Here is a 25,597-nt window from a genome sequence, read left to right as displayed (position 1 = left end):
AACCTCTACCTTACATTTATATATTCATACCTTACAAAACTGTAAGGTTATTGTAAGCTAAAACGATTTGTCAGATTCTTCACCTCTTCTATACTTAATGTAGATACTAAAACGAACGAAAAGGTGATAAATAGATGAAAAAGAAAAATAAAGTGTTAATTACTAGTGTAGTAGCAATCGGAATTGCAGCTGGATCATACTTTGCATTTGCTGGAGGCGGTTCAGAAGTAGCAATGGCATATAGCGGATATAAAGTAACTGAAAAACAAATCCAAAACGCGCAAAAATTTGGTGGCGAAGTTATTCCAAACGGAATTGAAACTATTTCATTCGATCCAACAAAAGGAACATATGAATTAGCTGTAAAAAAAGGCGATGAAGTGAAAAAAGGTCAGCTTCTATTTAAATACAATGACCCGACTGCTAAACAAGGTGTAACAGAAGCAGAAATGCAAAAGAAAATCGCACAAAAAGAAGTAACGTTGTTCCAAAAACAACTTGATGCAGCGAAACAAAAGTTACAAAAAGATAAAAATGCAGGCCTTCCCGCTGAAGCATTAAAAGCATCAGAAGCTGAAGTTGGGCAATTAGAATCACAACTTGAAATGAAAAAGTTTGATGTTGAAAAATTTGATGAAATGATTAAAACAGCAAAAGAGAAAGTAAACAATCTTTCTGTAACAAGTCCTGCTGATGGCGTAATTGATGATATCGTGAAAACTGCTGACGAAAAAACAGGTATGAGCGGCGTTACTCTTCGCCACGCTGGTCAATTTAAGGTAAAAGGTCCACTTTCTGAATATGAGCTTGCTAGTATGAAAGTTGGGCAAGAAGTAACTGTTTCATCAAAAACTGTCGCTGGTAAGACTTGGACAGGAAAAGTAACAGAAATCGGTTCTACACCATTAAAGAGCATGGATGAAAATAAAACTGTTTCTAACTATCAATTCACTGTCACATTAGATAATAGTGACGAATTACAAAACGGCTTCCACGTTTACGTAACAAGTAAATCTGGCGAAGCAACTGGTACAATTGTTCCGAAAAGCAGTATCGTGAAAAAAGGTGACAAAAATGTTGTCTTCGTTGTAAAAGACGGTAAGGCGAAAGAACAAGCAGTTACTGTTGAATTCGAGACTGATAGCGAAGCAAAAGTTTCTGGAGTGAAAAAAGGAGAGGAAATTATCTCTAAACCTGAAAAAGACTTAAAAGATGGTATGGAGGTTGTCGCCCAGTGATTAACTTAAAAGGCATCACGAAATCCTTCCAAAATGGTGCAGAGTCCGTTCAAATATTACACGGAATTGACGTAACATTGAACCAAGGAGAATTCACTTCAATTATGGGACCTTCTGGTTCTGGTAAATCAACATTAATGAACATTATCGGTTGCTTAGATAAACCGACGACAGGTACGTACGAACTAGCCGGTCAAAATATTTCAAACATGTCTGAAACAGAACTTGCACACGTACGTAATAAAGAGATTGGATTCGTATTCCAAAACTTCATGTTATTACCGAGACTTACAGCGCTTCAAAATGTAGAACTACCTCTTATTTACGCTGGAGTCGATAAAAAAGAAAGACGCGAGCGCTCATTAGCTGCTTTAACAAAAGTCGGTTTAGCTGATCGCGCTACTCACTTACCAAACGAATTATCAGGTGGACAAAAGCAGCGTGTCGCCGTTGCACGTGCAATCGTAAATAACCCAAAATTCATTTTAGCCGATGAACCGACGGGAGCACTTGATACGAAAACAAGCACACAAATTATGGACCTCTTTTACGAATTAAATAAACAAGGCTCAACAATCATTATGATTACCCATGACCGTGAAATCGGGGAAGCTGCAGCACGTCAAATTGTAATTCGTGACGGAAATATCGTCCAAGATTGGAGAGGTTAATTTTGAATACGAGTGAAAATATACGCATGGCCCTTTCCTCTATCTTTGCTCATAAAATGCGTTCTATCTTAACGATGTTAGGTATTATTATCGGTATTAGTGCCATTATTACTATCATTTCAATGGGTGATGGTACAAACGCAAAGTTTAAAAAAGAATTAGGCCAAGGAAAAGATAACGAAGTAACGATTTACTACAACAATCCTGATTACGGAACAGATAGTGCCAAAATCACACCTGATATGCTAAACCGTCTGCAAACTGTACCAGGCGTTAAAGATGTGTATCCAGACGTAAGTATGAAAGTAAAAGCATCTGCTGGTTCAAAAGATGTAAATCTTGATTTAAAAGGTGGAACAGGCGCCTTTATGACAGATTCGAAAATAAAATTAGTTCACGGTCGTGAATTAAATGACAGTGAACTAAATCAAGCAATCCCTGCTGTTATATTAAATGAAGAAGCTTTCAACAAATTATTTAGTAGTGGTTGGGAATCAAATCAATACACAGATATAAAAGGAAAGCCGTATAAAATAGTTGGTGTATACGAAACGAAAAATGACTTTGGAATGCCTATGCCTGAAGGTTATACATCACTTGAAAATGCGCCTGTCATTTCAGGAGTAAATGAGTATGACTCTGTAAGATTAACAATGACCTCTCCGACAGAACGTAAAAGTGTAGAAAAACAAGCTGTTTCTGTCTTAAACGAAATGAAAGCTCCTAAATTTGAGCACAAATTCGAAGCACAAGATTTAGGTGAATTTACGAAACAACTAGACGAATCAATTGGTATGATGAAAATGGTATTCGGTGGTATTGCCGCTATCTCCTTACTTGTTGGTGGTATCGGTGTAATGAACATCATGCTCGTATCTGTAACAGAACGTACACGTGAGATTGGTATTCGTAAAGCACTTGGTGCAACACGTGGTAAAGTATTAACACAATTCTTAATCGAATCTTGTATATTAACAGGACTTGGTGGTTTCATCGGATTCATGCTCGGTATTTTCTTCGCTTGGATCGTCTCAATCTTTGCTGGATGGCCACTCGTTGTCTCAAAAGAACTTGGACTTCTTGCAGTAGGTATCTCAATGTTAATCGGTATTATATTCGGTTTACTGCCAGCTAACAAAGCTGCCAAACTGGATCCAATTGAATGTTTACGATATGAATAAACAAAAACGTAGGAGTTTACACTCCTGCGTTTTTTATTTATCTACTAAATTGAGTTTCTTCTATTATATATGTTTCACGTTACAACTATCATTCTAATACTCTTCATTATTTATAGGTACTAAGGCTATTATCTAATTCTATTATTGCAAAAATACTATGTAACAGACGAAAATCAAGGCGTAATTTTTTCCATACTTCGACTGATTTTGTAACAATTATATCGATATTTTATTAAATTTCACCTCATTTATATATTTTCACGCCTAAAAAGATTATCGTTTCATAACTAAATTTCCATTCAAACAGTAAAATAAGCTATTTTTGTAACACTATAGATATCATCAAGAAATATTACTGTAACATTATTAATGTTACAGTAATTGAAATACTACTCATTTTATGTTTCATATGCCCTAATACGCCAAAAAACAACAAGGAAGCGCTATCAGGATATTTATGGAATTGTTACAGAATATTAATGCCCCATTACGAAAGCTTTGTAATTTTATGTTTTTCGCAAATAAGAAAATAATGGTTGCTATAATGAGGTCAACGAAAACAAATGCAATGGAGGCTATTATGAAAAAATTTATGGGTATAGCAACAGCAGCGGTTTTTGGTCTTGGGATTTTCACAACATCTGCTAAAGCAGAAACAATCGTAACGACTGACGTACTAAACGTACGAGAAAACCCAACTACTGAATCAAAAGTTGTAGGAAAATTATTAGATGGATATAAAGTAAATGTTTTACATACAGAAAATGGTTGGTCAAAAGTTCAATTGAATAGCGGTAAAGAAGCTTTCATAAGCGCTGACTATACAAAAGACACTTACTACGTAACAGCAAACGTATTAAACGTACGTGCTGGGGCAAACACAGACTCAGAGATTCTTGGTAAGTTGAAAAAAGATGATGTAATTGAAACAACACACCAAGTACAAAATGATTGGATTCAATTTGAATATAACGGAAAAACAGCTTATGTTCATGTTCCTTACTTAACAGGTAAAGCACCAGTTAAAGTTCAACCAGTAGCTAAAGTTGAAAAAACGACTACAGTTCAAGATACAGCTAAAGTTCGTGAAGCAGCTAAAGCTCAGGAAGTAGCTGAAACTCAAGCAAAAGCTAAAGCAGTGGAAGCAACTAAAGCTCGCGAAGCAGCTGAAGCTCAAGCAGAAGTTAAAGCTCAAGAAGCGGCTAAAGCTCGTGAAGCAGCTAAGGCTCAAGAAGCAGCTAAAGCTCAGGCAGATGCTGAAGCTCAAGAGGCAGCTAAAGCTCGTGAAGCAGCTAAAGCTCAAGCAGATGCTGAAGCTCAAGCAGCGGCTAAGGCTCAAGAAGCAGCTAAAGCTCGTGAAGCAGCTAAAGCTCAAGAGGCAGCTGAAGCTCGTGAAGCAGCTAAGGCTCAAGAAGCAGCTGAAGCTCGTGAAGCGGCTAAGGCTCAAGAAGCGGCTAAAGCTAAAAAACCAGCTACACAACAACCTGTTGCAAAAGAAACTGAAACAAGTGCACCATCATCTTCTCGTGAGTTACGTGTTGTAGCAACAGCTTACACAGCAGATCCACTTGAAAATGGTTATAAAGCAGGCGACCAAGTAAAATCAGCTTTAGGCCACAACTTAACAGCTAATCCAAACATGAAACTAATTGCAGTTGATCCAAGTGTCATTCCATTAGGTTCAAAAGTATGGGTTGAAGGTTACGGAGTAGCAATCGCTGGTGATACTGGTGGAGCTATTAAAGGTAATAAAATCGACGTTTTAATGCCAGATAAAGGTTCATCAAGTAGCTGGGGACGTAAAACAGTTACAGTTAAAGTATTAAACTAGTTATAAAAAAGAGCCAGTCTCATCGTTGAGACTGGCTCTTTTTTTACTCTATTAAACTACTGAAAAATAACATAGTAAATGAAATTATATCAACGATTTTTCAAATATATCTATCGTAACCTACAATATATCAACGATTTTTCGAATATATCTATCGTAACTTATAATATATCAACGATTCGACAAGAGATATCGATTTACCGACAAATTTTGACGTTAAAAGTACTTTAATATTAAAAAGGCGGTCCAAAATTTGGAACGCCCCCTATCTTCCCTATTCCACACAAGTAAACTGCGTCCAAGCTCCTACATAATCTAGTAAGAATAACTCTTCTTCCGCAATTGTACCGACGATATTTTTCCGTTCATCTATCGGCATTTCTTTCAAGATGATTTGCAGTTCACCTTTATACTTTCCGAATGAGTTATTACCAATTACAACTTGCCCTCTTTCCTGTAGCACGCTTTCACGCACTGGGAAGTCATAGTCTTTATATTTTTTACGCACTTCTGTAGAACGTACCATATACTCTGTTATGTCGCCGCGCCTTACGTGTAATTCTTGCAGCGTAGCTCTCTTCTCTACTTCAGTCGCTTCGTCTACAAAGTGCACTTTTAGCTGTAACATGTAGCGATTTAAGTTTCCTAGTTTCTCTAACTCTTCCTCACTCGCATAAGCATTTCCGATAATGACATCATCAATTAACCCTGTTGCCCATAAATGCTTCGCTTGTACTTCAATTGGTAAATTACGATGCTCTTCTAATGTACATAATCCATCGTTAATATCCCATGGACCGATGTTTGCGACATGTGATGTAATAAAGGCTGCACTGCGAATACCATGCTTTTTAAAGCGTTCACTGCAGCGAATGAAATAATCGTACGGAAGACCAGTGAATTTTTGCGGATAAAAATTATGGCAACCAATTAAAGCTGATTTATTCGCTTGATGCGAAAGAATATTTTCTAAGTACGCAATATCGTTACTTACATTTAACTCAATTTTTAAACCGTACGGATTATTCGTCATTTTCGCTTCAGTTAACCCGTCGAAGCCTACATCTAAACGAATACCGTCTGCACCTAACTCCGCGAAGAATGATAAATCGCTATAACTAATACCAAGCTGATCAAAAACAGCCGGAGCTACATCTAAAATAACTTCCATATTGTTATCTTTTGCGTGATTGATAATCTCTTTAAATTCAGCTACAATTTCTTCTTTCGGACGATTCACAGATAACAAACAAGTAAATATTCTTGAAAAACCGTGTCGTGCCGCTGCGGAAATATAAGCCATATCTTTTTCTTTCGTTGAATGTTCTGGATAAAGTGAAATTCCTAATTTACGCTCCATGCTTTTGCATCTCCTTCACACGTTGTATTAATGCCATGCTCGTAAATCTATATTTTGCAGATAAACACGTTGCACATAAAATTGTCGGTACAATAATTACGTACGGTGATTGCAATCCTAACATTACATATGCACCCATTGAACAACCGATAAATAAAACTGATACTAGTAGTAACACTAATAAAGATTTACTTTGTACCCATTTCGAATAATGGGCAATACACTGTCCGACCACGAATGTAATTAAGATGATAATTGCTCCGAGCATTCTGTTTTCTCCTCTCCTGCTAATTGTTGTTTCTCATACATTTTGAAGAATGGATAGTAAATAACGAACGAGATAACAAAGTTAACAAGTACAAGTACACCAGCCATAATTGTCCAGTCCGTACTAATCACCGCTGCAATTGGTGCTAACATCGTAAATGGCAGTTTCGCCATCATAAGTGGAATCATACCTGAAACAACTGCGAAATATGATACTGTCGTTGTCACTAACGGTGTAATAACGAACGGAATAATTAAGATTGGGTTCATTACAATTGGTGCACCGAAAATAATTGGTTCGTTAATATTGAATAAACCTGGTACGAATGATAATCTACCTAACTCTTTTAGGAACTTAGATTTAGAGAACATAAACATAATTACTAAAGCTAACGTTGAACCTGATCCGCCAATCCATACGAACCATTGAATGAATTGCTCTGTAAATAAGTTTGGTAACTGATGTGCATTTCCTGTAGCCGTGAATACTTCCATATTTTCAAGAATTGCTGAATCCCACATCGGACGAATAATTGGTCCTAAAATCGCTGGTCCATGTATACCGAATGACCAGAAAAACACGATTAAGAATACTGTTAATAAACCACCGAATAAATTATTTCCTACTAATACTGATTTTAATGGTGCGATTAAATATGTGATCGTTGTATTCACATCAAATTTCAAACCGTAGCGAATACCCCAGAATAAAAGAATAACTGCTAGCGTTGGAATTAATGCTGCAAACGAATTTGAAACTGCGGGTGGTACACTATCTGGTAATTTAATCGAGATATTATGCTTAATCATAAAATGATAAATTTCTACTGCAATTAATGCTGTAACAATTGCGCCAAATAAAGACGTTGCACTTAATGTTCCTACTGAAATATATCTACCTGCATCAATAACACCTGGTACCGCTTTCGTAATTTGAATTGGTTCCACTGATGCTAGTAAAAAGGCGAGTACAGATAATAACCCTGCACTTAACTGATTGAGCTGATAAAAGTTCGCGAGCGAAGCCCCTACACCAAACGCCGCGTATAATGCCATTAGTCCTACTGTAAATCGGAATGGAATATCTAAAATATGGCGAAACGGTACAATCCATTCCATATATGCATCAATTGGTAAATTTAAAAAGATAACGAAAAATGATCCGACGATCGTTAACGGCAATGTAGAAATAACCCCGTTTCGAATTGCTAATAAATGTCGTTGTCCTGCAATCTTTTGCGTTGTTGGCATAATCTTTTGTTCCATAAAACTCATAAACCCATTCATCAATAGCCCTCCTCTTTCTCTCTACTATAAAAGAATGAAATAAACTTTATAACATTATAATGTTTATATTTAAAAAGATATAATTATGCTAAAACTAATTGTTCTGCTTGCTTAAGCACCTTCAAACCATCACACATGCCATAATCTCGTTGGTCTATAATCGCAACTGGTATGTTGTATGAATTTGCAAGAAACTCTACAGCTGGAAATAAGTATTTCACCTGTGGGCCAATTAAAACGACATCGGCTTCCTTAATTTCAAGCTTCACTAGTTCTGAATCAACCGCCTTAATTTTATAATTCTTCCCCTGTTTCTTTGCCTCTTCTTGCATTTTTCTTACGACCATACTCGTTGACATACCTGCTGCACAACATAATAAAATATACATCTTATACTGTCACTTTCTCTTCCACGCGTTTATGAAGAGTAATAAATTCTTTAGCTAGTTCTTTCACTGTAATTGCATTCATTAAATGGTCTTGTGCGTGCACTAACAGTAAACTGATTTCTGCATGATTTCCTCTTGCCTCTTCTTGAATTAAATCCGTTTGAATACGATGCGCTGCTGAAATTTCCTCACTAGCAAGTTTCATCTTTTCACCCGCATTCTCAAAATCTCCTTGTCTTGCAAAAGCAATTGCTTCAAGCGCCGCACTTCTCGCATTGCCACCATGTAAAATTAATGCAAATGGAGTTTGCATATCAGCCATTTTAAATTCCCCCAAGCTATATGTTTTCTATATTTTTATCTTATTATGAAAACGCATACAATTAAACATAAAAAACTTCCGTTATGTAACGGAAGTTTTTATATACTTTTTCAAAATGATAATAAAATCTCTTGAAAATCTTCAATTACCTCGGTCTGAGTAAGTTTCTCTATCGTAGTTTGACTAGACATAATATCATATAAAAAATCATAAAGCCTTTGCAAATCTTCATTATTATTGCGCTTTACACTAAATAAAATAATTACTTGTACTTTTTTATCTCCCCAATCAACAGCCTTTTCAAGTGTGCAAAACATCAAAAAAGTTTCCTCACTTAATAACTGCATCGGATGCGGGATTGCAACTGAATTCCCAACCGCTGTCGGAGACGTATTTTCTCTTTCCATAACAGAAGCATAAAAGTTTTCTGGTACATAGCGTTTCTCAGCAGCTTTCTCACATAAAAACTGAATAACATCCTCTTTCGTAGAAGCACTATGATTTAAAAAGATTAAATCTTCCTTAATATAAGGCTGCACACTAGTATTCACATGCGTAAACAACCGCTGACCAATCGATTTAATCTCTTTATCATCAAATATTGAATTCACTTTTATAACTGGAACAGGCAAGCCACTCGGTATATGAATCGTACTAATAATACAATCTATTTTTTCTTTATAAAGATCTTCTACTTTCAATTGATAATAGCCTGTAATACCTACAATCTCTAATTTATCTCGGAACTGTGATAAAATTTTATATTTTAATAGTTGTGCACTTCCTTGACCAGTCGCACAAACTAATAAGCATCTTTTCTTTTGATTTTGCTCCTGCAAACGGCTCATAGCTCCGCCGAAGTGAATTGCAATATAACCAATTTCACTTTCAGGGATCGATTCACCCGTATATTCACCAATGATATCTCCAACGAGAACCGCAATTTCAAAAGCATACGGATAATTCTTTTTCACTTCTGCCAAAAGAGGATTTCTCGTATTTAACTTATACTTCAAACGATTTAATAACGTTTTTAAATGAATACCAAATCCAAATAATAATTCCTCATCATAATAAAAAATAAGATTCCGTTCTTCCGCTACTTTAAAAAGAATATGTTGCATAAATGCATATATATCTTTTCCTAATAGCTCTTCTACATTTTCATAGCGATTTCTCGTTGTAACAGCAGTACTTAATAAATGCATCGTCACATATAATACTTCTTCTTCTGGAAATGAAAATTTTAACTCTTTCTCTAAATCTCCTAAAATTTGCTTCGCAATTGTATATTCTTTCTTTATTATAAGTTCTGATTGCTCCACATGCAGTCCTTTCATATAATGTTGACTTTGACAACGCTTTAATGCGATTGCAATATGAATGACTAAATTATCAATTTCTATATCAGATAAATATATTGTTCCGCCTTCAATATACTTTAATATAATTGAACGAATGAGTGATATATGCGGTAGCGATAAATATGTCTCCGTCTGCTCAAATTGCTCATGAAACGGAGTATGATCATAACGCGGTAAACCATATTGTGATAAACAAGAACGAATATTAAATTCCTCTCCAACAATACGTATACCATAATACGGTCTCTTCTCAATTTGTAATTCATAGCGACCACATATATCTGTAACATCTTTCATAATTAAATTGACCGTTGATTTGCTCACATACATCTCTTCCGCTAATTCTGAAAGCTTCACATATCCCTCTGTCATTAAAACACGCTGCAGAATGTACGCTATTCTTTCTTCATAAGAAGTTGGGATTTTTTCCGTCTGTTTTTGAAATAGACTCACACAAAAGTCTTCAAATTTCTTCTTTTTTATAATTTCTAATTCGTACCCATTCCCTCTTTGCGATTCGATTTTCGCTCCGTTTTCTTCCAATATATCATTTAATAATTTTATATCCTTTTGAATCGTCTTCGTTGATACATGTAAACGGCCTGCTAAAAAAGCTCGATTTAACATCGATTTCTCTTCTAAAAATTCCTCTAAAATAGAAATTAATCGCTGATGCACCTTTGTCATAGCTCTTCCTCTCGCTCTTTATATATAAAGGGGGAAAAGCTGCTGAAATCAGTAGTTTTTCCCCTTTATATTCTCTCTATTTTTTTAATGTAAATCCGAATTTATCCCATGCTTGTAAATAGTCTAGTAAGAAAATCTCTTCTTCTACAATTCGACCAACTACATTTGTTTTTCCTGTATTAACCATATCTTTTAATGCAATTTGTAATTCGCCTTTATACTGACCATATTGTTCATTATCAATTAATAAATCTCCACGCTTAATTTCACGCGTATTATGAGGTTTAAACTCTTCTTTTTTATATTTCACACGACTTTGTGTAGAACGAATCATATATTCAGATACATCTCCGCGATAAAAATGTGGTTCGTCTAATACGATAATTCTTTCTAGTTCTGTCGTTGTATCATATATTTCTATATCAAATGTTTGTTTCTCTTTATTTAATGCACCTAGTGCTTGTAATTCTTTTTCTGACGCATATGCGTTTGCAATAATAACATCATCAATTAATTCCGTCGCGAATAAATGTTTCGCCTGTGTTGTCATCGGTAATTCACGATGCTGCTCTAATGTACATAACCCTTCTGTTACTGGCCAAGGTCCGTATGTTGCATCAAATGATGAAATAAAAGCAGCCGTTCTCATACCGTAATCTTTAAATTGTTTCGAGCATTTAATGAAATGATCGTATGATAACCCTGAATAACGATGCGGATAAAAATTATGACAACCAATTAAATTTTCACGATTTGGTCTATGACTCATAATGTTATCTACATACTTCGTACCATTGCTCATATTAATCTCAATTTTCAAACCATACGGATTATAAGTCATAATTGATTCTTCTAATCCTGAAAAACCAACATCTAAACGAATACCGTACGCACCCAATTCATGGAAGAATGATAAATCATTATACGAAATACCTAATTGTTCAAAAACAGATGGACTAATATCCACTAATACTTGGAACCCTAATGCATTCGCATGTGAGATCGTTTCTTTAAATTCTTCAATAATTTTCTCTTTTTCTCCATCCACAGATAATAAACATGTGAACACACGTGTAAACCCATATTTACTTGCTAATGTTAAATACTCCTTATCTTTCTCTACTGTTGAATGTTCTGGATAAATAGAAATACCTAATCGTCTCATATGTACACGCCTCTTCCTTCATCATATTGTAAACCTTTTCAAATATATGTAGTGAAAAAGTATATATCCCCTTCTTGTTCACTACTCTTTTGAATCCGCTTTCTTTAAAGAAAAAACAATTTCTATCATTCTTAACACCTACAAGTCTATACATCTATACTTTACATCTTTTTTTCATAGTTGTGTAGCTTTTACACAAATTTGTCAGTTTTTCATCTTAAAAATTGTTATCCGTTTTCAAGACACCTTCCTTGACTGTTGCATTGGCCAATACATATACTCGAAAGAAAAGAGAAAATTTTATATAGGGGATGAATATATGGGAGAAGCAATACTCGTAAAACGAGAACCGTTATGGACAAAAGAGTTTGTTGCTTTAATTTTTGCAAACTTATGTATGTTTTTAGGGTTTCAAATGTTAATTCCAACCTTACCTGTTTATGTGAAAGAAATTGGTGGCACAAGTTCAAATATCGGATTTGTTGTCGGCATGTTTACCGTTGCGGCACTTTTTGTTAGACCGCTAACTGGGAACGCCTTGCAAAAATTCAATAAAAAAATCATTTTAATGATCGGTACTGCTATCTGTTTACTCGCTATGGGCAGTTACCTTTTCACCTCAACTATTTTTCTCTTGCTTGCTGTTCGTATTTTGCACGGAGCTGGTTTCGGTATTACAACGACTACATATGGAACTGTCGTTTCTGATTTAATTCCCTCAGCTCGCCGCGGAGAAGGCATGGGATATTTTGGCCTTTCTGGAACAATTGCAATGGCCCTCGGTCCACTTATCGGACTATGGCTTATGCAAACATATAACTTCACAATTCTTTTTTTATGTGCATTATCGTGCACAATTGTTTCATTAATATTAACGAAACTACTTCAAATCCAAAAAACGAAACAGCCTCCACAACAATCATCTAGTACTTTTCTCGATGGATTTATTGAGCGTAAAGCTTTACTTCCTTCATTATTAATATTATGTATTACATTAATGTACGGAGGAATCGGAAGTTTTATCACACTATTTGCTACAGAAGTCGGCATAGCTGATATTAGTCTCTTCTTTTTATGTAACGCACTAGCAATCGCTGTGACTCGTCCATTCTCTGGAAAGCTATATGATGCGAAAGGCCATACATTCGTCATCATTCCGGGAGTTATTATAACATTTACAGGTATTATTTTATTGTCGTATACGACGACAATTCCGAGCTTAATTATTGCTGCAGCATGTTACGGAAGTGGTTTTGGAGCGATTCAACCTGCACTACAAGCATGGATGATTGACCGCGTAGCACCGCATCGACGCGGCGTAGCAACGGCTACATTCTTCTCCGCATTTGACCTTGGAATCGGCGCTGGAGCGATTATATTTGGATTTATTGCTCATTTTACAAACTATGCAACTGTATATCGTTATTCCTCTCTATTACTTATTGCTTTTCTCTTCATTTACATTACAAGCATAAGAAAACAAAAGCATGGCGATAAAAACACGGAAAAAGCTGCTGGATAATTCAGTGGCTTTTTTTATCGTGTTAAAAGAATTGTTTCCCCTCAAGTTACTGTTATAAACTACATGCATTTCCCTACATATTTTCTTAACTTTCATCAAAAAATATACGATGAACTCGCAGATACTTTCCTCGATATTCGACTGAACAATATTATTCTAAAAAGTGTGATTTCTTTACAAGATTAAGATTTATACAAGGTAAAAACCAATGAAATGCAGTTGTTTCTTTAAGGGATTGTAAACTTTTATTCCCTTTGTAAATTTAGTGTAAATTTTACTAGCAAACCGTTTACAGTGACTCAAGGTTCAGTTAATAATTACATCGTACATGAAATTTAAGGAGTGGAATGCGTGGAATATAATGTTCAAGATATGATCTTCCAGTTCATTGGTGGATTAGGTATTTTCTTATTCGGGATTAAATACATGGGCGATGGACTGCAACAAGCAGCTGGAGATCGTCTTCGCGATATTCTAGATCGTTTTACAACAAACCCACTTATGGGTGTACTAGCAGGTATGTTAGTTACTGTATTAATCCAATCCAGTTCAGGAACAACCGCTTTAACAGTCGGACTTGTAAGTGCCGGATTTATGACATTAAGACAAGCAATCGGTGTTATTATGGGTGCAAACATCGGTACGACAGTTACTGCATTTATTATCGGAATTAAAATCGGAGAATACGCTCTCCCAATTATGGCAGTTGGAGCTATCTTATTATTCTTCTTTAAAAATAAAAAAGTACATTCTTTAGGTCAAGTTATATTCGGTTTTGGTATGTTATTCTTCGGTTTAGAGTTAATGAGCACAGGTATGAAGCCTCTTCGCTCTTTAGAATCGTTCCAAGAATTAACAGTTAGCATGAGTGATAATCCAATTTTAGGTATTGTTGTCGGTACAGTTTTTACGTTAATTGTACAAAGTTCAAGTGCAACTATCGGTATTTTACAAGAACTATTCGGTCAAGGTGCAATCGATTTACAAGCTGCTCTTCCTGTATTATTCGGTGATAACATCGGTACGACAATTACAGCAGTATTAGCAGCTATCGGTACTTCAATTGCAGCGAGACGTGCAGCATTAGTTCACGTTATCTTTAATATCGTCGGTACGATCATCTTTACAATTTTATTAATACCTTTTACAAATTTAATTCAATACTTCCAAACGTCATTAAATTTAAACCCAGAAATGACAATCGCATTTGCACATGGAACGTTTAACGTAACAAATACTATTATTCAATTCCCGTTCATTGCAGTGTTAGCATGGATTGTAACAAAAATCATTCGTGGTGAGGATGCAGCTATCGACTTCAAACCACAACATTTAAATCCAATCTTTATTGAACAATCTCCAGCCATCGCTTTAACAGAAGCTCAAAAAGAGATTATCCGTATGGCTGAGTTCTCATTACACGGATTAAAAGAAGCAAACCAATTTTTAAACACACAAGATAAAAAACACGCTGACATGGCTACTCAATTAGAAGGAGCTATTAACAATTTAGATAAAAAAATTACCGAGTATTTAGTTTTACTATCAGAAAAGCCACTTTCACCTACGGATTCTGAAAAACATTCTGTTTTAGCAGGTGTTGTTGGAGATATTGAACGTGTCGGTGATCATGTAGAAAACCTTGTAGAACTTGTAGATTTCCAAATTTCAAACCGTGTTACACTATCAGACGAAGCATTAGCTGAGTTAAACGAAATGCTTGAATTAACAATTTCAACACTGCAAGACTCAGTTGAAGCTTTAACAAACTTCGATACTGAACTAGCTCAAACTGTTATTGCAAAAGAACGCAAAATCGACCAAATGGAACGTGTTCTTCGTAAACGTCACGTATTACGTCTAAACGAACGCAGCTGTTCAGGTGATGCAAGTATCATCTTCGTCGATATGGTAAGTAACTTAGAGCGCATTGGCGATCATGCTGTAAATATCGCTGACGGTGTTTTAGGTGAACAAGGTAAAATCAATCTAAAACAATCATTATAATAAGAAAGAGACGCTAACTTAAGCGTCTCTTTTTTCATTTTATTTTAATAACTGTTCTTCCTTTTAACTTTCCTTGCAATATAAGTGTAAACTTCTTCTCTAATTCTTCTAATGTACATTCTTCTGTATAAGATAGTAACTCTTTATTTCCCCATTCATTCGCTAAAAGCGTCCACACATCTCTTCTCACATCCACTGGACATTGCACGGAATCTACCCCTAAAAGGCTTAGGCCTCGTAAAATAAATGGATATACTGTTGTTTGTAGTTCCTGGCCTGCCACATTACCGCATGTCGTTACACAACCACCATACTTTACTGTTTTTAAAGCTGTTTCTAACATATGTCCACCTACAGTATCGATAACTCCGGCGTATATCCCTTTTAACATTGGTCTTCCTGATTCATCATTCAATTCCGCGCGATGAATCACTTTTTTCGCTCCTAGACGTAGTAGCATCTGTTCCTCTTCCATTTTTCCTGTCGCTCCTACTACGTTAAACCCTAACTTACTTAATATACTAACAGCTACACTCCCTACGCCGCCTGTAGCACCCGTTACTAAAACATCTCCCATACTAGGCTTGATTCCTGCTCCAATAAGCTTATATACCGACAAAGCCGCAGTAAAACCTGCTGTCCCATACATCATACTTCCCTTTAATGACAGTCCTTTTGGTAAAGGCACGACCCAAGATGATGGCACGCGAATATATTCTCCGAAACCACCAGAGGTATTCATACCTAAGTCATATCCCGTTACAATAACTTGATCTCCTGCTTTAATGGTAGCATCTTCACTACTCACAACCACTCCTGCAGCATCAATTCCTGGCGTATGAGGATATGTTCTCGTAACACCCTTATTACCAGTAGCTGAAAGAGCATCTTTATAATTTAATGAAGAATAATGAACCTGTATTAATACGTCTCCTTCAGGTAAACTACTTACTTCTCTCTCAACAACTTTTCTTACAAACTGATGATTTTCCTTTTCGTTCACAACGATTGCTCGGAATGATGTATGATTCATTATGCTCTCTCCTTTATCCGTAAAGTTCTTCTTTATTATATAGAAAAACTTAGTAAACCTACTCGTTTCTTCTTGGCTATATTTCAACAAATCTTACTTCTCTATCACTTTCTCACAATACATATTTTCATTTCTACTAAAACAACTTATACTTATTCTACATCTCAAAAATATAATATAGAAAATCTGACTTTTTATAAATATATTGAATTTTTACGAAATGTAAATGTTTTGTAATGTTTTTTTTCGCTAAATTTCATTATAATAAGTGGATATGAGTGTCGTATTTCAATCCAAATGAAGGAGTACAGGAAATGGAGCAAAACCCATCTTTGCAAGAAAATACACGCAATAAACCGAAAAAAAATAAGAAAAAAATAAAAATTATTATAAGCGCTATACTATTCGTTTTATTAATAGGCGGCGGTTATACTTGGTTTTTAGTAAATAAAGCATCTTCTGCTGTTCGAAATGCCGCACACGATTTAGCACGCGGTGATAAATCTGATTTACGTGATAAGGCTGTAAAACCTATTACAAACAATGTCTCTGTTTTAATAATGGGTGTTGATGAAAGCGATGTCCGTGGAAAAGAATATGGTGAAGCTATAAGAACAGACGCGCTTTTACTTGCAACATTTAATAAAGATAGCAAAACTGTTAAACTATTAAGTATCCCACGTGACACATATACTTATATTCCAATAGAAAAGAAAAAAGATAAAATTACACACGCTCATGCATTCGGTTCTGCTAAAAACGGAAAAAATGGTGGACCACAAGCAAGCATTGATGCAGTTGAAAAATTAATGAATGTTCCTGTCGATTATTTTGTAAAATTCAACTTTAAATCATTTATAAAAATCGTCGATGACTTGGGCGGTGTTGAAGTTGATGTACCAGTTGAATTTACTGAGCAAGATAGCAATGATAATGCTGAGGCTATTCACCTAGAAAAAGGTGTTCAAAAGCTAAATGGCGAAGAAGCTCTTGCTCTTGCTAGAACAAGACACATCGATAGTGATGCAATGCGTGGACAACGTCAACAACTCGTTATCGAGGCTATTTTAAAGAAACTAACAAGTGTTGGTTCTGTAACAAAAGTTGGCAACATCATTGATGATATTAACGGCCAATTCGTTACAAACTTAACATTTGATGATATGCTTTCATTCTATAAATATGGATCGGATTCGGAAATTGAGAAATTACAAATCCAAGGTGATGATTGCTATATGGCAAAAGGTGACGATACTTGTAGCAAATCTGCTGGTGGTGGTCGAACTTACTACTACAATCCAGATAAAAAAGAATTAGCTAATGTTACAAATGAACTTCGTACTCATCTTGGACTACCTGCATATACAAAGTTTGACTCAGACTCTGATTCGAAAAAGACAAAAGAATCTAAGTCTGAAAATTCAAGTGAACGCGAATCAAGTAACAATGAAGTGAAAAATAAGAACAAAAATAGCAGTGAAGATACAGAAACATCGTCTAACGACAATGAATAGTAAAGAAGCCGTACTCTATGGAGGTAGAGTACGGCTTCTTTTTATTTCTTCAGAATTAAAAATCAGAACTTTCTAACTATCTTTTTTAATATTTTTAAATTATAATAAATAGTAGCAATCTATTCCAATTATCAGGGGGCTCATACATATGAAAGCTGCAGTAAAACATAACATCTCAGATTTTAAAGACTACTTAAAATCCAACGATATATACATGGAAGAAAATATAGATGAAAATGATGGCTCTGTTCATTTTTCAGTAGGATTAGAGACTGAAGCTGGCGCAAAAATTCAACTTATCGCTGCTTTCCAAAACGAACATCCTACGGTGGATATATACTGCTTCAATGTTGCTCACGTACCTGATGCAACATCAACAAATGATATTTTACATGTCATCAATGAATTAAATACATCTTATCGCTTTGCAAAATTCACATTAAATAAGCAAAATGCAATTGATATTTCAACATCTCTTGCATTCTCAGAACCAAACTTTAATCCAGCACTTGTCTTTGAACATACGAGAATGCTATATAAATTAGCGAATGACGAATATAAAAACTTAATGAAAGTTATTTGGGCATAAATAAAAGGATGGGCTGCAAGCAGCCCATCCTTTTATTTCGATATCATATCAATCCACATCTTAACAGCAGTGCCGACAATTAAAATCGATAACATATATTGTAGTACTTTTTGATTTATCCTCTTCCCGACTCGCGCTCCAAGTGGCGCAGCAAATATACTTGCAACCGCAATAATTAGAGCTGGAATGATAACTACTTGTCCAGTAATCACTTTTCCAGTCGTAATCCCTACTGAGGAAATAAACGTAATAGCAATAGATGTCGCTATCGTCATGCGCAATGGTAATTTTAAAATAACTAGCATAATAGGAACTAAAAGAAACGCACCGCCAGCTCCAATAATGCCCGAAACACCTCCTACAATAAACGCTAACACACTTGCTAACCATTTATTATACTTAACTGCTCCACTATTATTTTTCTTCGGTACAAACATCATCATAGCTGCAATGGTCGCCAATACTGTATAAACAACATTTACAGCGTGTTCATCTAATAGATTTGCACTAAAACTTCCTATAAAACTTCCTATTAATATACTAGCTCCCATATACACAACTAACATTTTATTCATATCAGTACTTTTCCGATATGCCCAGGCACCTGCAAAAGTTGCAAAGAATACTTGTACTGCTGTAATACCGCTCACTTCATGTGACGTATAGCCAGTAAATCCTAACAATACTGGAATATATAAGATCATCGGATAATTAATAATTGCACCGCCAATTCCAACCATTCCTGATATAAACGATCCTACAAACCCAATTATAAAAAGTAATAATACTCCACTCACCTTACATCCCCCTCCTTCTAAAAAGAAGGTGATTAAATGAATAAGTTTACATTCCCATCCGAAGCATCTGCTAAATATGCCCCTACACCTGCAAACTCTACGCCTTCCATAATCTCTTCCTCTTTTAACCCTAATAAATCTACTGTCATTTGACAAGCTACAAGTTTAATCCCCTGTTCTTTTGCCAAATCAATTAAATCTGGCAAAGGCATTGCATTATGCTTTTTCATAATGCCTTTAATCATCTTTGGTCCCATACCAGCAAAATTCATTTTGGATAACCCCATCTTATCAGCACCGCGTGGCATCATTCTTCCAAATACTTTTTCTATAAATGTTTTCTTTACATTCACATATTCATCTTTCCTTAAAGCATTTAATCCCCAGAAAGTATGAAAAATAGTTACCTCTTGATCATACGCCGCTGCACCATTTGCAATAATATAAGCAGCCATTGCTTTATCGTAATCTCCGCTAAATAAAACGATTGTTGTTTTCTTCTGTTGTTCCATATTGTTCTCCCTCCAATTACCTATAGGGGTATTTTTTTATTTATAAAAAATTGTTTCTCCCTATTCTACTTTTCCTTCCCAAGCTAACATACCACCTACCACATTGATTACTTGAAAACCGTAACTTTCTAAAAATTGAACAGCTCTTGCACTTCTCCCGCCTGAACGACAAACGATAATATATTCCTGATTTTTATTTAATTCATGCATACGAAACTCTAATAGTCCTAGTGGAATATTACATGCTTCTGGAATTTTCCCTTCAGCTACTTCTTCTACTTCACGTACATCCACAATATTTACCGCTTCTTTACGCAACAATTTTTCTTCTAATTCTTTTGTAGTCATTTCTTTCATTTTACATTTCCTCCTCACAAACCATTCATACCACCTGAAACGTTTATTACTTGCTGAAACCCTAGTTTTTTCAATACCTTTGCTGCTTGCTTACTTCTCATTCCACTTTGGCAAATAACGATTACTTCCTTATTCTTATCTAATTGATTCGCCTTACTTGCTAGATCATTTAGGGGGATATTTTGAAAGCCTTTCATATGATTCCCTCTATATTCACCTACTGTACGGACATCAATAAAATACTTCCCTTTTTTCCCCACTATACTTTTCAATTCTTTGCCATTTATATTTTGAACACCTTTCACTGGTAAAAATCGTGAAATAACAAACCATGCAGCAAGTACAATGAAAAGCGTACTTAATATTGTGTTCATATAACCAACCTCTCTATATTTACAAAACTATTGCTTCACTACGCCTTCCTAATCCAAAACTTCAGCACATCGCCTTCTTCTTCAAGCTTTACGATGTCATGGCCACATTTATTTGCCCACGCTGGAATATCCTTAACTGACCCTTTATCCGTTACATGTATTTCTAACACTTCTCCAGTTTGTAGAGCATCCATTGCTCTCTTTGTTCTTACAATCGGCATTGGACATGCTAAACCTTTCGCATCTAACACTTGTTTTATATTCATCATCAATTCCTCCATTTTTTATTTATTTCATTATTCGTGCACTGCACAACGATTTGGACCAATCTCCATTTCACGCTCTTTATCCACACTTGGGTGAATTTTACCCATATTGGTTTGACGAATTTCTTCATATGCATTTGGCTGAGGTGGTAAGTTTTCTGTTACAACTTTACGGAACTCTCCCTCATCCTCAATATTTAATCCTGCATTATGCTCAAATAAATCTTTTAATTTTGCACTAACAATACCACTTTCGTTCATTTCACTTATTTTTGAATAATGAGCCGGTAACACAACTAAATTTTGAGATAGCTCTTTATATCGGCTATACAAAGTATTACGTAAATCACTCACCCAATCTTCAGCCTTACCAGCAAGATCAGGACGCCCAATTGAATCTACAAATAAAATATCGCCTGATAATAAATAAGAATCATCTACAATGAATGACGTACTTCCAATCGTATGTCCTGGTGAGTATAATGCGTCAATTACAATTTTAGTACCCCCCACCGTAATAACAGATCCTTCAACAAGCGGTTCGTATGAGAAAACAACTTCCTCTGCATCTTTTGGTGGTAACCAATACGTACCACCTACCTTTTCCGCTAACTTACGTCCTCCAGAAATATGGTCTGCATGTAAATGTGTATCCATTACATTCGTAATCGTAACGCCATGCTCTTTCGCAAATTCTTCATATGCCTCGGCTGTTCTTACTGCATCAATAACTGCTGCTTCACCATTTGAAATGACCATATAAGATAAACAGCCTTTTCCAAGACGGTTAAACTGATACATACTTCCGCCATTTTTTAAATCTCCAACTTTTACAGGCTTTACATGTTCACTCCATGCCTTCATACCACCAGCTAAATAATAAATATTTTCTAATCCAGCCTCTGTTAACTGCTCTGCCACAAATATAGAAGACCCTTCTTTTGCACATACTACTAAAACATCTTTATCCTTAGGTAATTCACTTACAATATGTTCTACACCATCTAACAAATCAAAATAAGGTTTATTAATAGAAGAAACTTGTTTTCCTTCAATTTTCCAATCTTCATAATCCTTCTCATTACGAACATCTAAAATAAACAACTCTCTGAATAAAACTTTCTCTGCAACATCTTTCGCTTTTAACGATTTAACACTCATTTAATTACCCCCATAGGTATATTTTTATTTAAAAAATTTTATTTTTTCACATTCCCTTGCCACTCTAACATACCTGGAATGACATTTTTCACATTTGCATAACCTTGCTCTTTCAACATGTGGCAAGCTACATCACTACGGTTACCAGTTCGGCAAACAACATAAATTTGTTTCGTCTGATCTAACGCTGCACTGTCTAACTCTCCTAACGGCATCGAAATGGCCGATGGAATATGACCAAAAGCGAATTCCGCTGCTTCTCGAACATCTAATACAATACACTCTTCCTCACTTAATAATATCTCTTCCAACTCTGCATTCGTAATTGTATGAGGATACTTTGCTACTTCATTCACTTCATGCTCATGCGCTTTCCTAATGTAATGCATCAAAACATCGCCCTCTTGTTTCGTCCCGATATATTGATGCCCTACTTTATTTGCCCAGCTTTGTATATCTACTGTAGATCCTTTATCTGTTGCCTTAATTTCAATCACTTGTCCTGATGCCAATCCTTCTATCGCCTTCTTCGTTTTCACAATCGGCATCGGACAAGCTAACCCTTTACAATCTAAACTCATATCCACTTTTATACTCATAGTCGATTCCTCCATAATTTATATACATATACCTGTAGGGGTATGTTAAAATGTTTTTGAAAATCTGTCAATACTTACGTTTGACAGATTATCGGCTTTTTACAAGTAATTGAACAGCTTCTTTAATTAACTCTTCATTTGAACCATTACCACTTTCAAACTGTTCACGCAAACATTGCTCTAAATTCGTTCCAACAACGAGCCCAATTGTACGATCAAGGGCAGAACGAGATGCCGTTAACTGTGTAATAACTTCTCGGCAATCCTTTCCTTCTTCCATCATACGAAGCACACCACGAACTTGACCTTCAATACGTTTCAATCTATTTTTCATATCTTGATTATATTCCATCCTATAATCACCTCATTACCATTATGTCACTATTTATAACCTATGACAATATATTATACCCTATAGGGTATTTTGTAAACCCCTATTTTAAATTTTCACCTTATATGTTCGCAAAACAAAAAATAAAACCTTAATCTATAAGTTTTTATCTTCCACTAAATCTTGAAGTAGAAGATGAAAAATATCAATATACAACACGTTCTGGCAGTACTGTCCCATACAATTTAAAACCACCATCTACATTCTTTACCTTATATCCTTTTTCCATTAACATGCGCGCTGCAACATACCCTCTCATACCAAGTTGACAAGTGATATATATTTCTTTGTCCATTGGCACTTCATCCAATCGATCACGTAATTCATCTAACGGAATATTAATAGAGCCTTTAATCATTCCTTGTTTTAGTTCATTGGGCTCCCGAACATCTATAAGATATCCACCATTGTCAACAATACGATCTATTTCATGCCATTGTACCGTTTCCACAAAACCATCTACTATATTACTTGCGGCATACCCCACCATGTTTACTGGATCTTTTGCAGAAGAATACGGCGGGGCATATGATAATTCTAAATCTGGTAAATCGATTACAGCTAAGTTTGCCTTCATTGCCGTCGCGATAACATCTATACGCTTATCTACCCCGTCACGCCCTAAAGCCTGTGCTCCGTAAATCTTTCCGCTATCTTTATTAAAAATTAATTTTATTAGCACTGGCGTAGCATTCGGATAGTATCCTGCATGAGAATTTGCCTGTACATGTACTACCTCATAGGGTATATTTAATCGTTTTAATATTTTCTCATTTACTCCAGTCGAAGCAACTGTTAAATCAAAAACTTTAGCCACAGAAGTTCCCATCGTACCTTTATATAAAGACTCCGTATGGCCATGAATAATATCTGCTAACATACGACCTTGACGATTAGCGGGCCACGCTAAAGGAATCATCGTTTCTGTTTCTGTAACAAAATCTTTCACTTCAATCGCATCACCAATTGCATATACATATGGGTCAGATGTTTGAAATTTCTCATTTACCTTTATCGTTCCTCTAACTCCTAATGATAATCCTGCATCTTTCGCTAAACTACTCTCTGGTTGTACACCAATTGCTAAAATAATCATATCTGTTTTTATAACTGAGCCACTTTTTAAACGTACAACAGTCCCATTCTCTTCTAACGCATCTACACCATCTTCAAAAACAAGCTCAACATTGTGCACCTTCATATGCTCATGTACATATGAAGCCATTTCGTAATCAATTGGTGGCATCACTTGATTTGCCATCTCTACAAGAGTAACCTCAATCCCGCGTTCTCTTAAATTCTCAACCATTTCCACTCCAATAAATCCTCCACCAATAACCGTCGCATGACGTGGTTTCTTCTCATCAATATACGCTTTTATACGATCTGTATCAGGTACATTTCGTAACGTAAACAACGCCTTCGCTTCTTCAATGCCCGGAATAGGTGGAACAATTGGTTTCGCCCCTGGTGAAAGAATCAAAACATCATATTCCTCGTTATATGTTTCATCTGTAGTTACATTCTTTATCGTAATTGTTTTCTCTTCTTTATTAATCTTTACAACTTCACTCAATACACGTATATCTAAATTAAAACGTTTTGACATCCTTTCAACAGTTTGTACTAATAACTTTTGTCTTTCTGTAATGACACCGCCAATATAATATGGCAATCCACAGTTTGCGAACGAAATGTATTCACCGCGTTCAACCATAATAATTTCATCTTCCTCACTTAAACGACGAAGCCTTGCAGCTACTGATGCCCCGCCAGCAACTCCGCCTACTACAACAATTTTTCTAGACATATTTCGAACCTCCATATTATTTAATTTTCTCATGCATCACACAGAAAAACCTATACCTGTATGGGTATATGATAGAGTATAAAAAATTTATTTTCAATCAATATGTCTTTCTTTCACAAATTTGAAACAAAAAAAGAACTTAGATATTTCCAAGTTCTTTACGAATGAAGCAATCCATCGTTCTATCGTCATACTTCCTATAATCTCTTTGTAAAACTATACTCCATGTTCCCGCCTAGGGCTGCCGCTGTATCACCAGTTTCTCTAAAATCATGTGTATATATTTTTTCAAATGAACCGAAATCTACTTGCTTATAAAATTCAAAACAAGGGAATCCATCATGCTCCCCTTGAATATCAATACTACCATCCTGTTTCACACATACATTTAATACATAATCCACAGGAGGTGCATATACATTTAATGGATTACTTGCACTCGCACTCATTTTGAATTGCACACCTTTAGAATTCCATGTGATATCAGTGCACACAATATTTTCTGTACTTGCTTTCCCTGTTCTTTTACTCACAGAACCATCTGGACTTGTAATCTTCTCGGTCGTAATACCCGTGTTCGCATATGAAAACACTTCTTCTTTATAGAAATCAACTACTACCTCTTGCTCAACTCTAGAGCGCATCGCATTTACCGCATACGGTGTGAATTCACGTGAATCACCTTCGAATTGAATTACTTTTCCTGTTTCCATATTCTTCTTAGCCTCAGTCCAAGACATTGGAATAAATACACTGGCTCTAATTTTCACGATATTAGTCATAAGAAACACCTCTATAATTTTATTTTAGATGCTGAATGCTTATTAAATAAAACAGACCATAATTTCAATCCTAAAACCAATAGATTTCTCTTTTACTTTTCTATTTCCTTCTAAAAAATAA

The 25,597-nt window shown here is 35.5% G+C and carries 26 protein-coding genes; 8 read left to right on the top strand and 18 right to left on the bottom strand.

The genetic code is table 11. The features are described from left to right. Positions 1–134: 134 nt before the first annotated feature. The 4 genes from ACTFP3_RS00495 (at position 135) to entC (ending at position 4,921) form a co-directional block, all read left to right on the top strand. Complete coding sequence (locus ACTFP3_RS00495) at positions 135–1,238, top strand: efflux RND transporter periplasmic adaptor subunit (protein ID WP_440009034.1); 1,104 nt, start codon at positions 135–137, stop codon at positions 1,236–1,238. After that, a complete protein-coding gene (locus ACTFP3_RS00490; protein ID WP_000609100.1) occupies positions 1,235–1,909 on the top strand; it encodes an ABC transporter ATP-binding protein in 675 nt (224 codons plus the stop codon). Before ACTFP3_RS00495 ends, ACTFP3_RS00490 begins: the two co-directional genes overlap by 4 nt. Before the next feature lie 26 nt (positions 1,910–1,935). Continuing rightward, positions 1,936–3,090: an ABC transporter permease gene (locus ACTFP3_RS00485; protein WP_001986269.1), complete on the top strand. Its 1,155-nt coding sequence runs from the start codon at positions 1,936–1,938 to the stop codon at positions 3,088–3,090. Positions 3,091–3,547: 457 nt separating this feature from the next. Then, the gene (gene entC, locus ACTFP3_RS00480) at positions 3,548–4,921 is read left to right on the top strand and encodes a cell wall-binding protein EntC (RefSeq protein WP_440009032.1); all 1,374 of its coding nucleotides are present in this window, start codon (positions 3,548–3,550) and stop codon (positions 4,919–4,921) included. A gap of 274 nt (positions 4,922–5,195) precedes the next feature. Here the strand turns inward: entC and ACTFP3_RS00475 are convergent, their stop codons facing one another. The 7 genes from ACTFP3_RS00475 to ACTFP3_RS00445 form a co-directional block, all read right to left on the bottom strand. Next, positions 5,196–6,281: a DUF871 domain-containing protein gene (locus ACTFP3_RS00475; RefSeq protein WP_000440054.1), complete on the bottom strand. Its 1,086-nt coding sequence runs from the start codon at positions 6,279–6,281 to the stop codon at positions 5,196–5,198. Then, complete coding sequence (locus ACTFP3_RS00470) at positions 6,271–6,549, bottom strand: hypothetical protein (RefSeq protein WP_000900048.1); 279 nt, start codon at positions 6,547–6,549, stop codon at positions 6,271–6,273. The genes ACTFP3_RS00475 and ACTFP3_RS00470 overlap by 11 nt, the downstream gene beginning before the upstream one ends. Next, positions 6,525–7,835 carry a PTS sugar transporter subunit IIC gene (locus tag ACTFP3_RS00465; protein ID WP_440009030.1) on the bottom strand — a complete coding sequence of 437 codons (1,311 nt, stop codon included), beginning with the start codon at positions 7,833–7,835 and terminating at the stop codon, positions 6,525–6,527. The genes ACTFP3_RS00470 and ACTFP3_RS00465 overlap by 25 nt, the downstream gene beginning before the upstream one ends. Positions 7,836–7,918: 83 nt before the next feature. Further along, complete coding sequence (locus tag ACTFP3_RS00460; protein WP_000275642.1) at positions 7,919–8,224, bottom strand: PTS sugar transporter subunit IIB; 306 nt, start codon at positions 8,222–8,224, stop codon at positions 7,919–7,921. A gap of 1 nt (position 8,225) precedes the next feature. Then, on the bottom strand, positions 8,226–8,546 hold the full coding sequence (locus tag ACTFP3_RS00455) for a PTS lactose/cellobiose transporter subunit IIA (protein ID WP_000774624.1): 321 nt from the start codon (positions 8,544–8,546) through the stop codon (positions 8,226–8,228). Positions 8,547–8,656: 110 nt separating this feature from the next. Further along, positions 8,657–10,597, bottom strand: coding sequence for a BglG family transcription antiterminator (locus tag ACTFP3_RS00450; RefSeq protein WP_086411490.1), 1,941 nt, complete (start codon positions 10,595–10,597; stop codon positions 8,657–8,659). Between the two features lie 76 nt (positions 10,598–10,673). Beyond that, positions 10,674–11,762 (bottom strand): DUF871 domain-containing protein, encoded by a 1,089-nt coding sequence (locus ACTFP3_RS00445; protein WP_049108233.1) that lies wholly within the window; start codon positions 11,760–11,762, stop codon positions 10,674–10,676. 319 nt (positions 11,763–12,081) lie between these two features. On the opposite strand from ACTFP3_RS00445, the gene ACTFP3_RS00440 reads away from it, so the two are divergent. Together ACTFP3_RS00440 and ACTFP3_RS00435 are read left to right on the top strand one after the other, a co-directional pair. Next, positions 12,082–13,284, top strand: coding sequence for an MFS transporter (locus tag ACTFP3_RS00440; protein WP_440009027.1), 1,203 nt, complete (start codon positions 12,082–12,084; stop codon positions 13,282–13,284). 351 nt (positions 13,285–13,635) lie between these two features. Continuing rightward, positions 13,636–15,291, top strand: coding sequence for a Na/Pi cotransporter family protein (locus ACTFP3_RS00435; RefSeq protein ID WP_088362298.1), 1,656 nt, complete (start codon positions 13,636–13,638; stop codon positions 15,289–15,291). Between the two features lie 34 nt (positions 15,292–15,325). Here ACTFP3_RS00435 and ACTFP3_RS00430 read toward each other — a convergent pair whose 3' ends face one another. Beyond that, positions 15,326–16,324, bottom strand: a complete 999-nt coding sequence (locus ACTFP3_RS00430) for a YhdH/YhfP family quinone oxidoreductase (RefSeq protein WP_088362297.1) — start codon at positions 16,322–16,324, stop codon at positions 15,326–15,328. Positions 16,325–16,638: 314 nt separating this feature from the next. On the opposite strand from ACTFP3_RS00430, the gene ACTFP3_RS00425 reads away from it, so the two are divergent. Both ACTFP3_RS00425 and ACTFP3_RS00420 read left to right on the top strand, forming a co-directional pair. Then, positions 16,639–17,838 (top strand): LCP family protein, encoded by a 1,200-nt coding sequence (locus ACTFP3_RS00425; RefSeq protein WP_000437390.1) that lies wholly within the window; start codon positions 16,639–16,641, stop codon positions 17,836–17,838. Positions 17,839–17,986: 148 nt separating this feature from the next. After that, on the top strand, positions 17,987–18,427 hold the full coding sequence (locus tag ACTFP3_RS00420; protein ID WP_000642362.1) for a hypothetical protein: 441 nt from the start codon (positions 17,987–17,989) through the stop codon (positions 18,425–18,427). A 32-nt stretch (positions 18,428–18,459) separates the two neighbouring features. Here the strand turns inward: ACTFP3_RS00420 and ACTFP3_RS00415 are convergent, their stop codons facing one another. The 10 genes from ACTFP3_RS00415 to ACTFP3_RS00370 all read right to left on the bottom strand — a co-directional run bounded on the left by ACTFP3_RS00415 (position 18,460) and on the right by ACTFP3_RS00370 (position 25,476). Further along, complete coding sequence (locus tag ACTFP3_RS00415) at positions 18,460–19,224, bottom strand: sulfite exporter TauE/SafE family protein (RefSeq protein WP_086395480.1); 765 nt, start codon at positions 19,222–19,224, stop codon at positions 18,460–18,462. 32 nt (positions 19,225–19,256) lie between these two features. Next, positions 19,257–19,736 (bottom strand): DsrE/DsrF/DrsH-like family protein, encoded by a 480-nt coding sequence (locus tag ACTFP3_RS00410; RefSeq protein ID WP_000437746.1) that lies wholly within the window; start codon positions 19,734–19,736, stop codon positions 19,257–19,259. 60 nt (positions 19,737–19,796) lie between these two features. Beyond that, positions 19,797–20,093 (bottom strand): rhodanese-like domain-containing protein, encoded by a 297-nt coding sequence (locus ACTFP3_RS00405; RefSeq protein WP_000661810.1) that lies wholly within the window; start codon positions 20,091–20,093, stop codon positions 19,797–19,799. Positions 20,094–20,107: 14 nt separating this feature from the next. Further along, positions 20,108–20,467: a rhodanese-like domain-containing protein gene (locus tag ACTFP3_RS00400; RefSeq protein ID WP_001092318.1), complete on the bottom strand. Its 360-nt coding sequence runs from the start codon at positions 20,465–20,467 to the stop codon at positions 20,108–20,110. A gap of 38 nt (positions 20,468–20,505) precedes the next feature. Next, complete coding sequence (locus ACTFP3_RS00395) at positions 20,506–20,736, bottom strand: sulfurtransferase TusA family protein (RefSeq protein WP_002093886.1); 231 nt, start codon at positions 20,734–20,736, stop codon at positions 20,506–20,508. A gap of 27 nt (positions 20,737–20,763) precedes the next feature. Beyond that, entirely contained in the window at positions 20,764–21,894 is a 1,131-nt protein-coding gene (locus tag ACTFP3_RS00390; protein ID WP_440009022.1) for an MBL fold metallo-hydrolase, read from the bottom strand. 38 nt (positions 21,895–21,932) lie between these two features. Beyond that, positions 21,933–22,493: a sulfurtransferase TusA family protein gene (locus tag ACTFP3_RS00385; protein WP_025709935.1), complete on the bottom strand. Its 561-nt coding sequence runs from the start codon at positions 22,491–22,493 to the stop codon at positions 21,933–21,935. Between the two features lie 88 nt (positions 22,494–22,581). Next, a complete protein-coding gene (locus tag ACTFP3_RS00380; protein WP_000456206.1) occupies positions 22,582–22,845 on the bottom strand; it encodes a metal-sensitive transcriptional regulator in 264 nt (87 codons plus the stop codon). Positions 22,846–23,029: 184 nt separating this feature from the next. Continuing rightward, complete coding sequence (cdr, locus tag ACTFP3_RS00375; protein ID WP_440009019.1) at positions 23,030–24,694, bottom strand: CoA-disulfide reductase; 1,665 nt, start codon at positions 24,692–24,694, stop codon at positions 23,030–23,032. Positions 24,695–24,891: 197 nt separating this feature from the next. After that, positions 24,892–25,476 (bottom strand): DUF3238 domain-containing protein, encoded by a 585-nt coding sequence (locus tag ACTFP3_RS00370; protein ID WP_349560950.1) that lies wholly within the window; start codon positions 25,474–25,476, stop codon positions 24,892–24,894. Positions 25,477–25,597: the final 121 nt, after the last annotated feature.

It is taken from the genome of Bacillus cereus group sp. MYBK5-2, assembly GCF_051915685.1.
Taxonomy (GTDB): domain Bacteria; phylum Bacillota; class Bacilli; order Bacillales; family Bacillaceae_G; genus Bacillus_A; species Bacillus_A cereus.
This window is presented reverse-complemented; position numbering and strand designations above follow the sequence as displayed.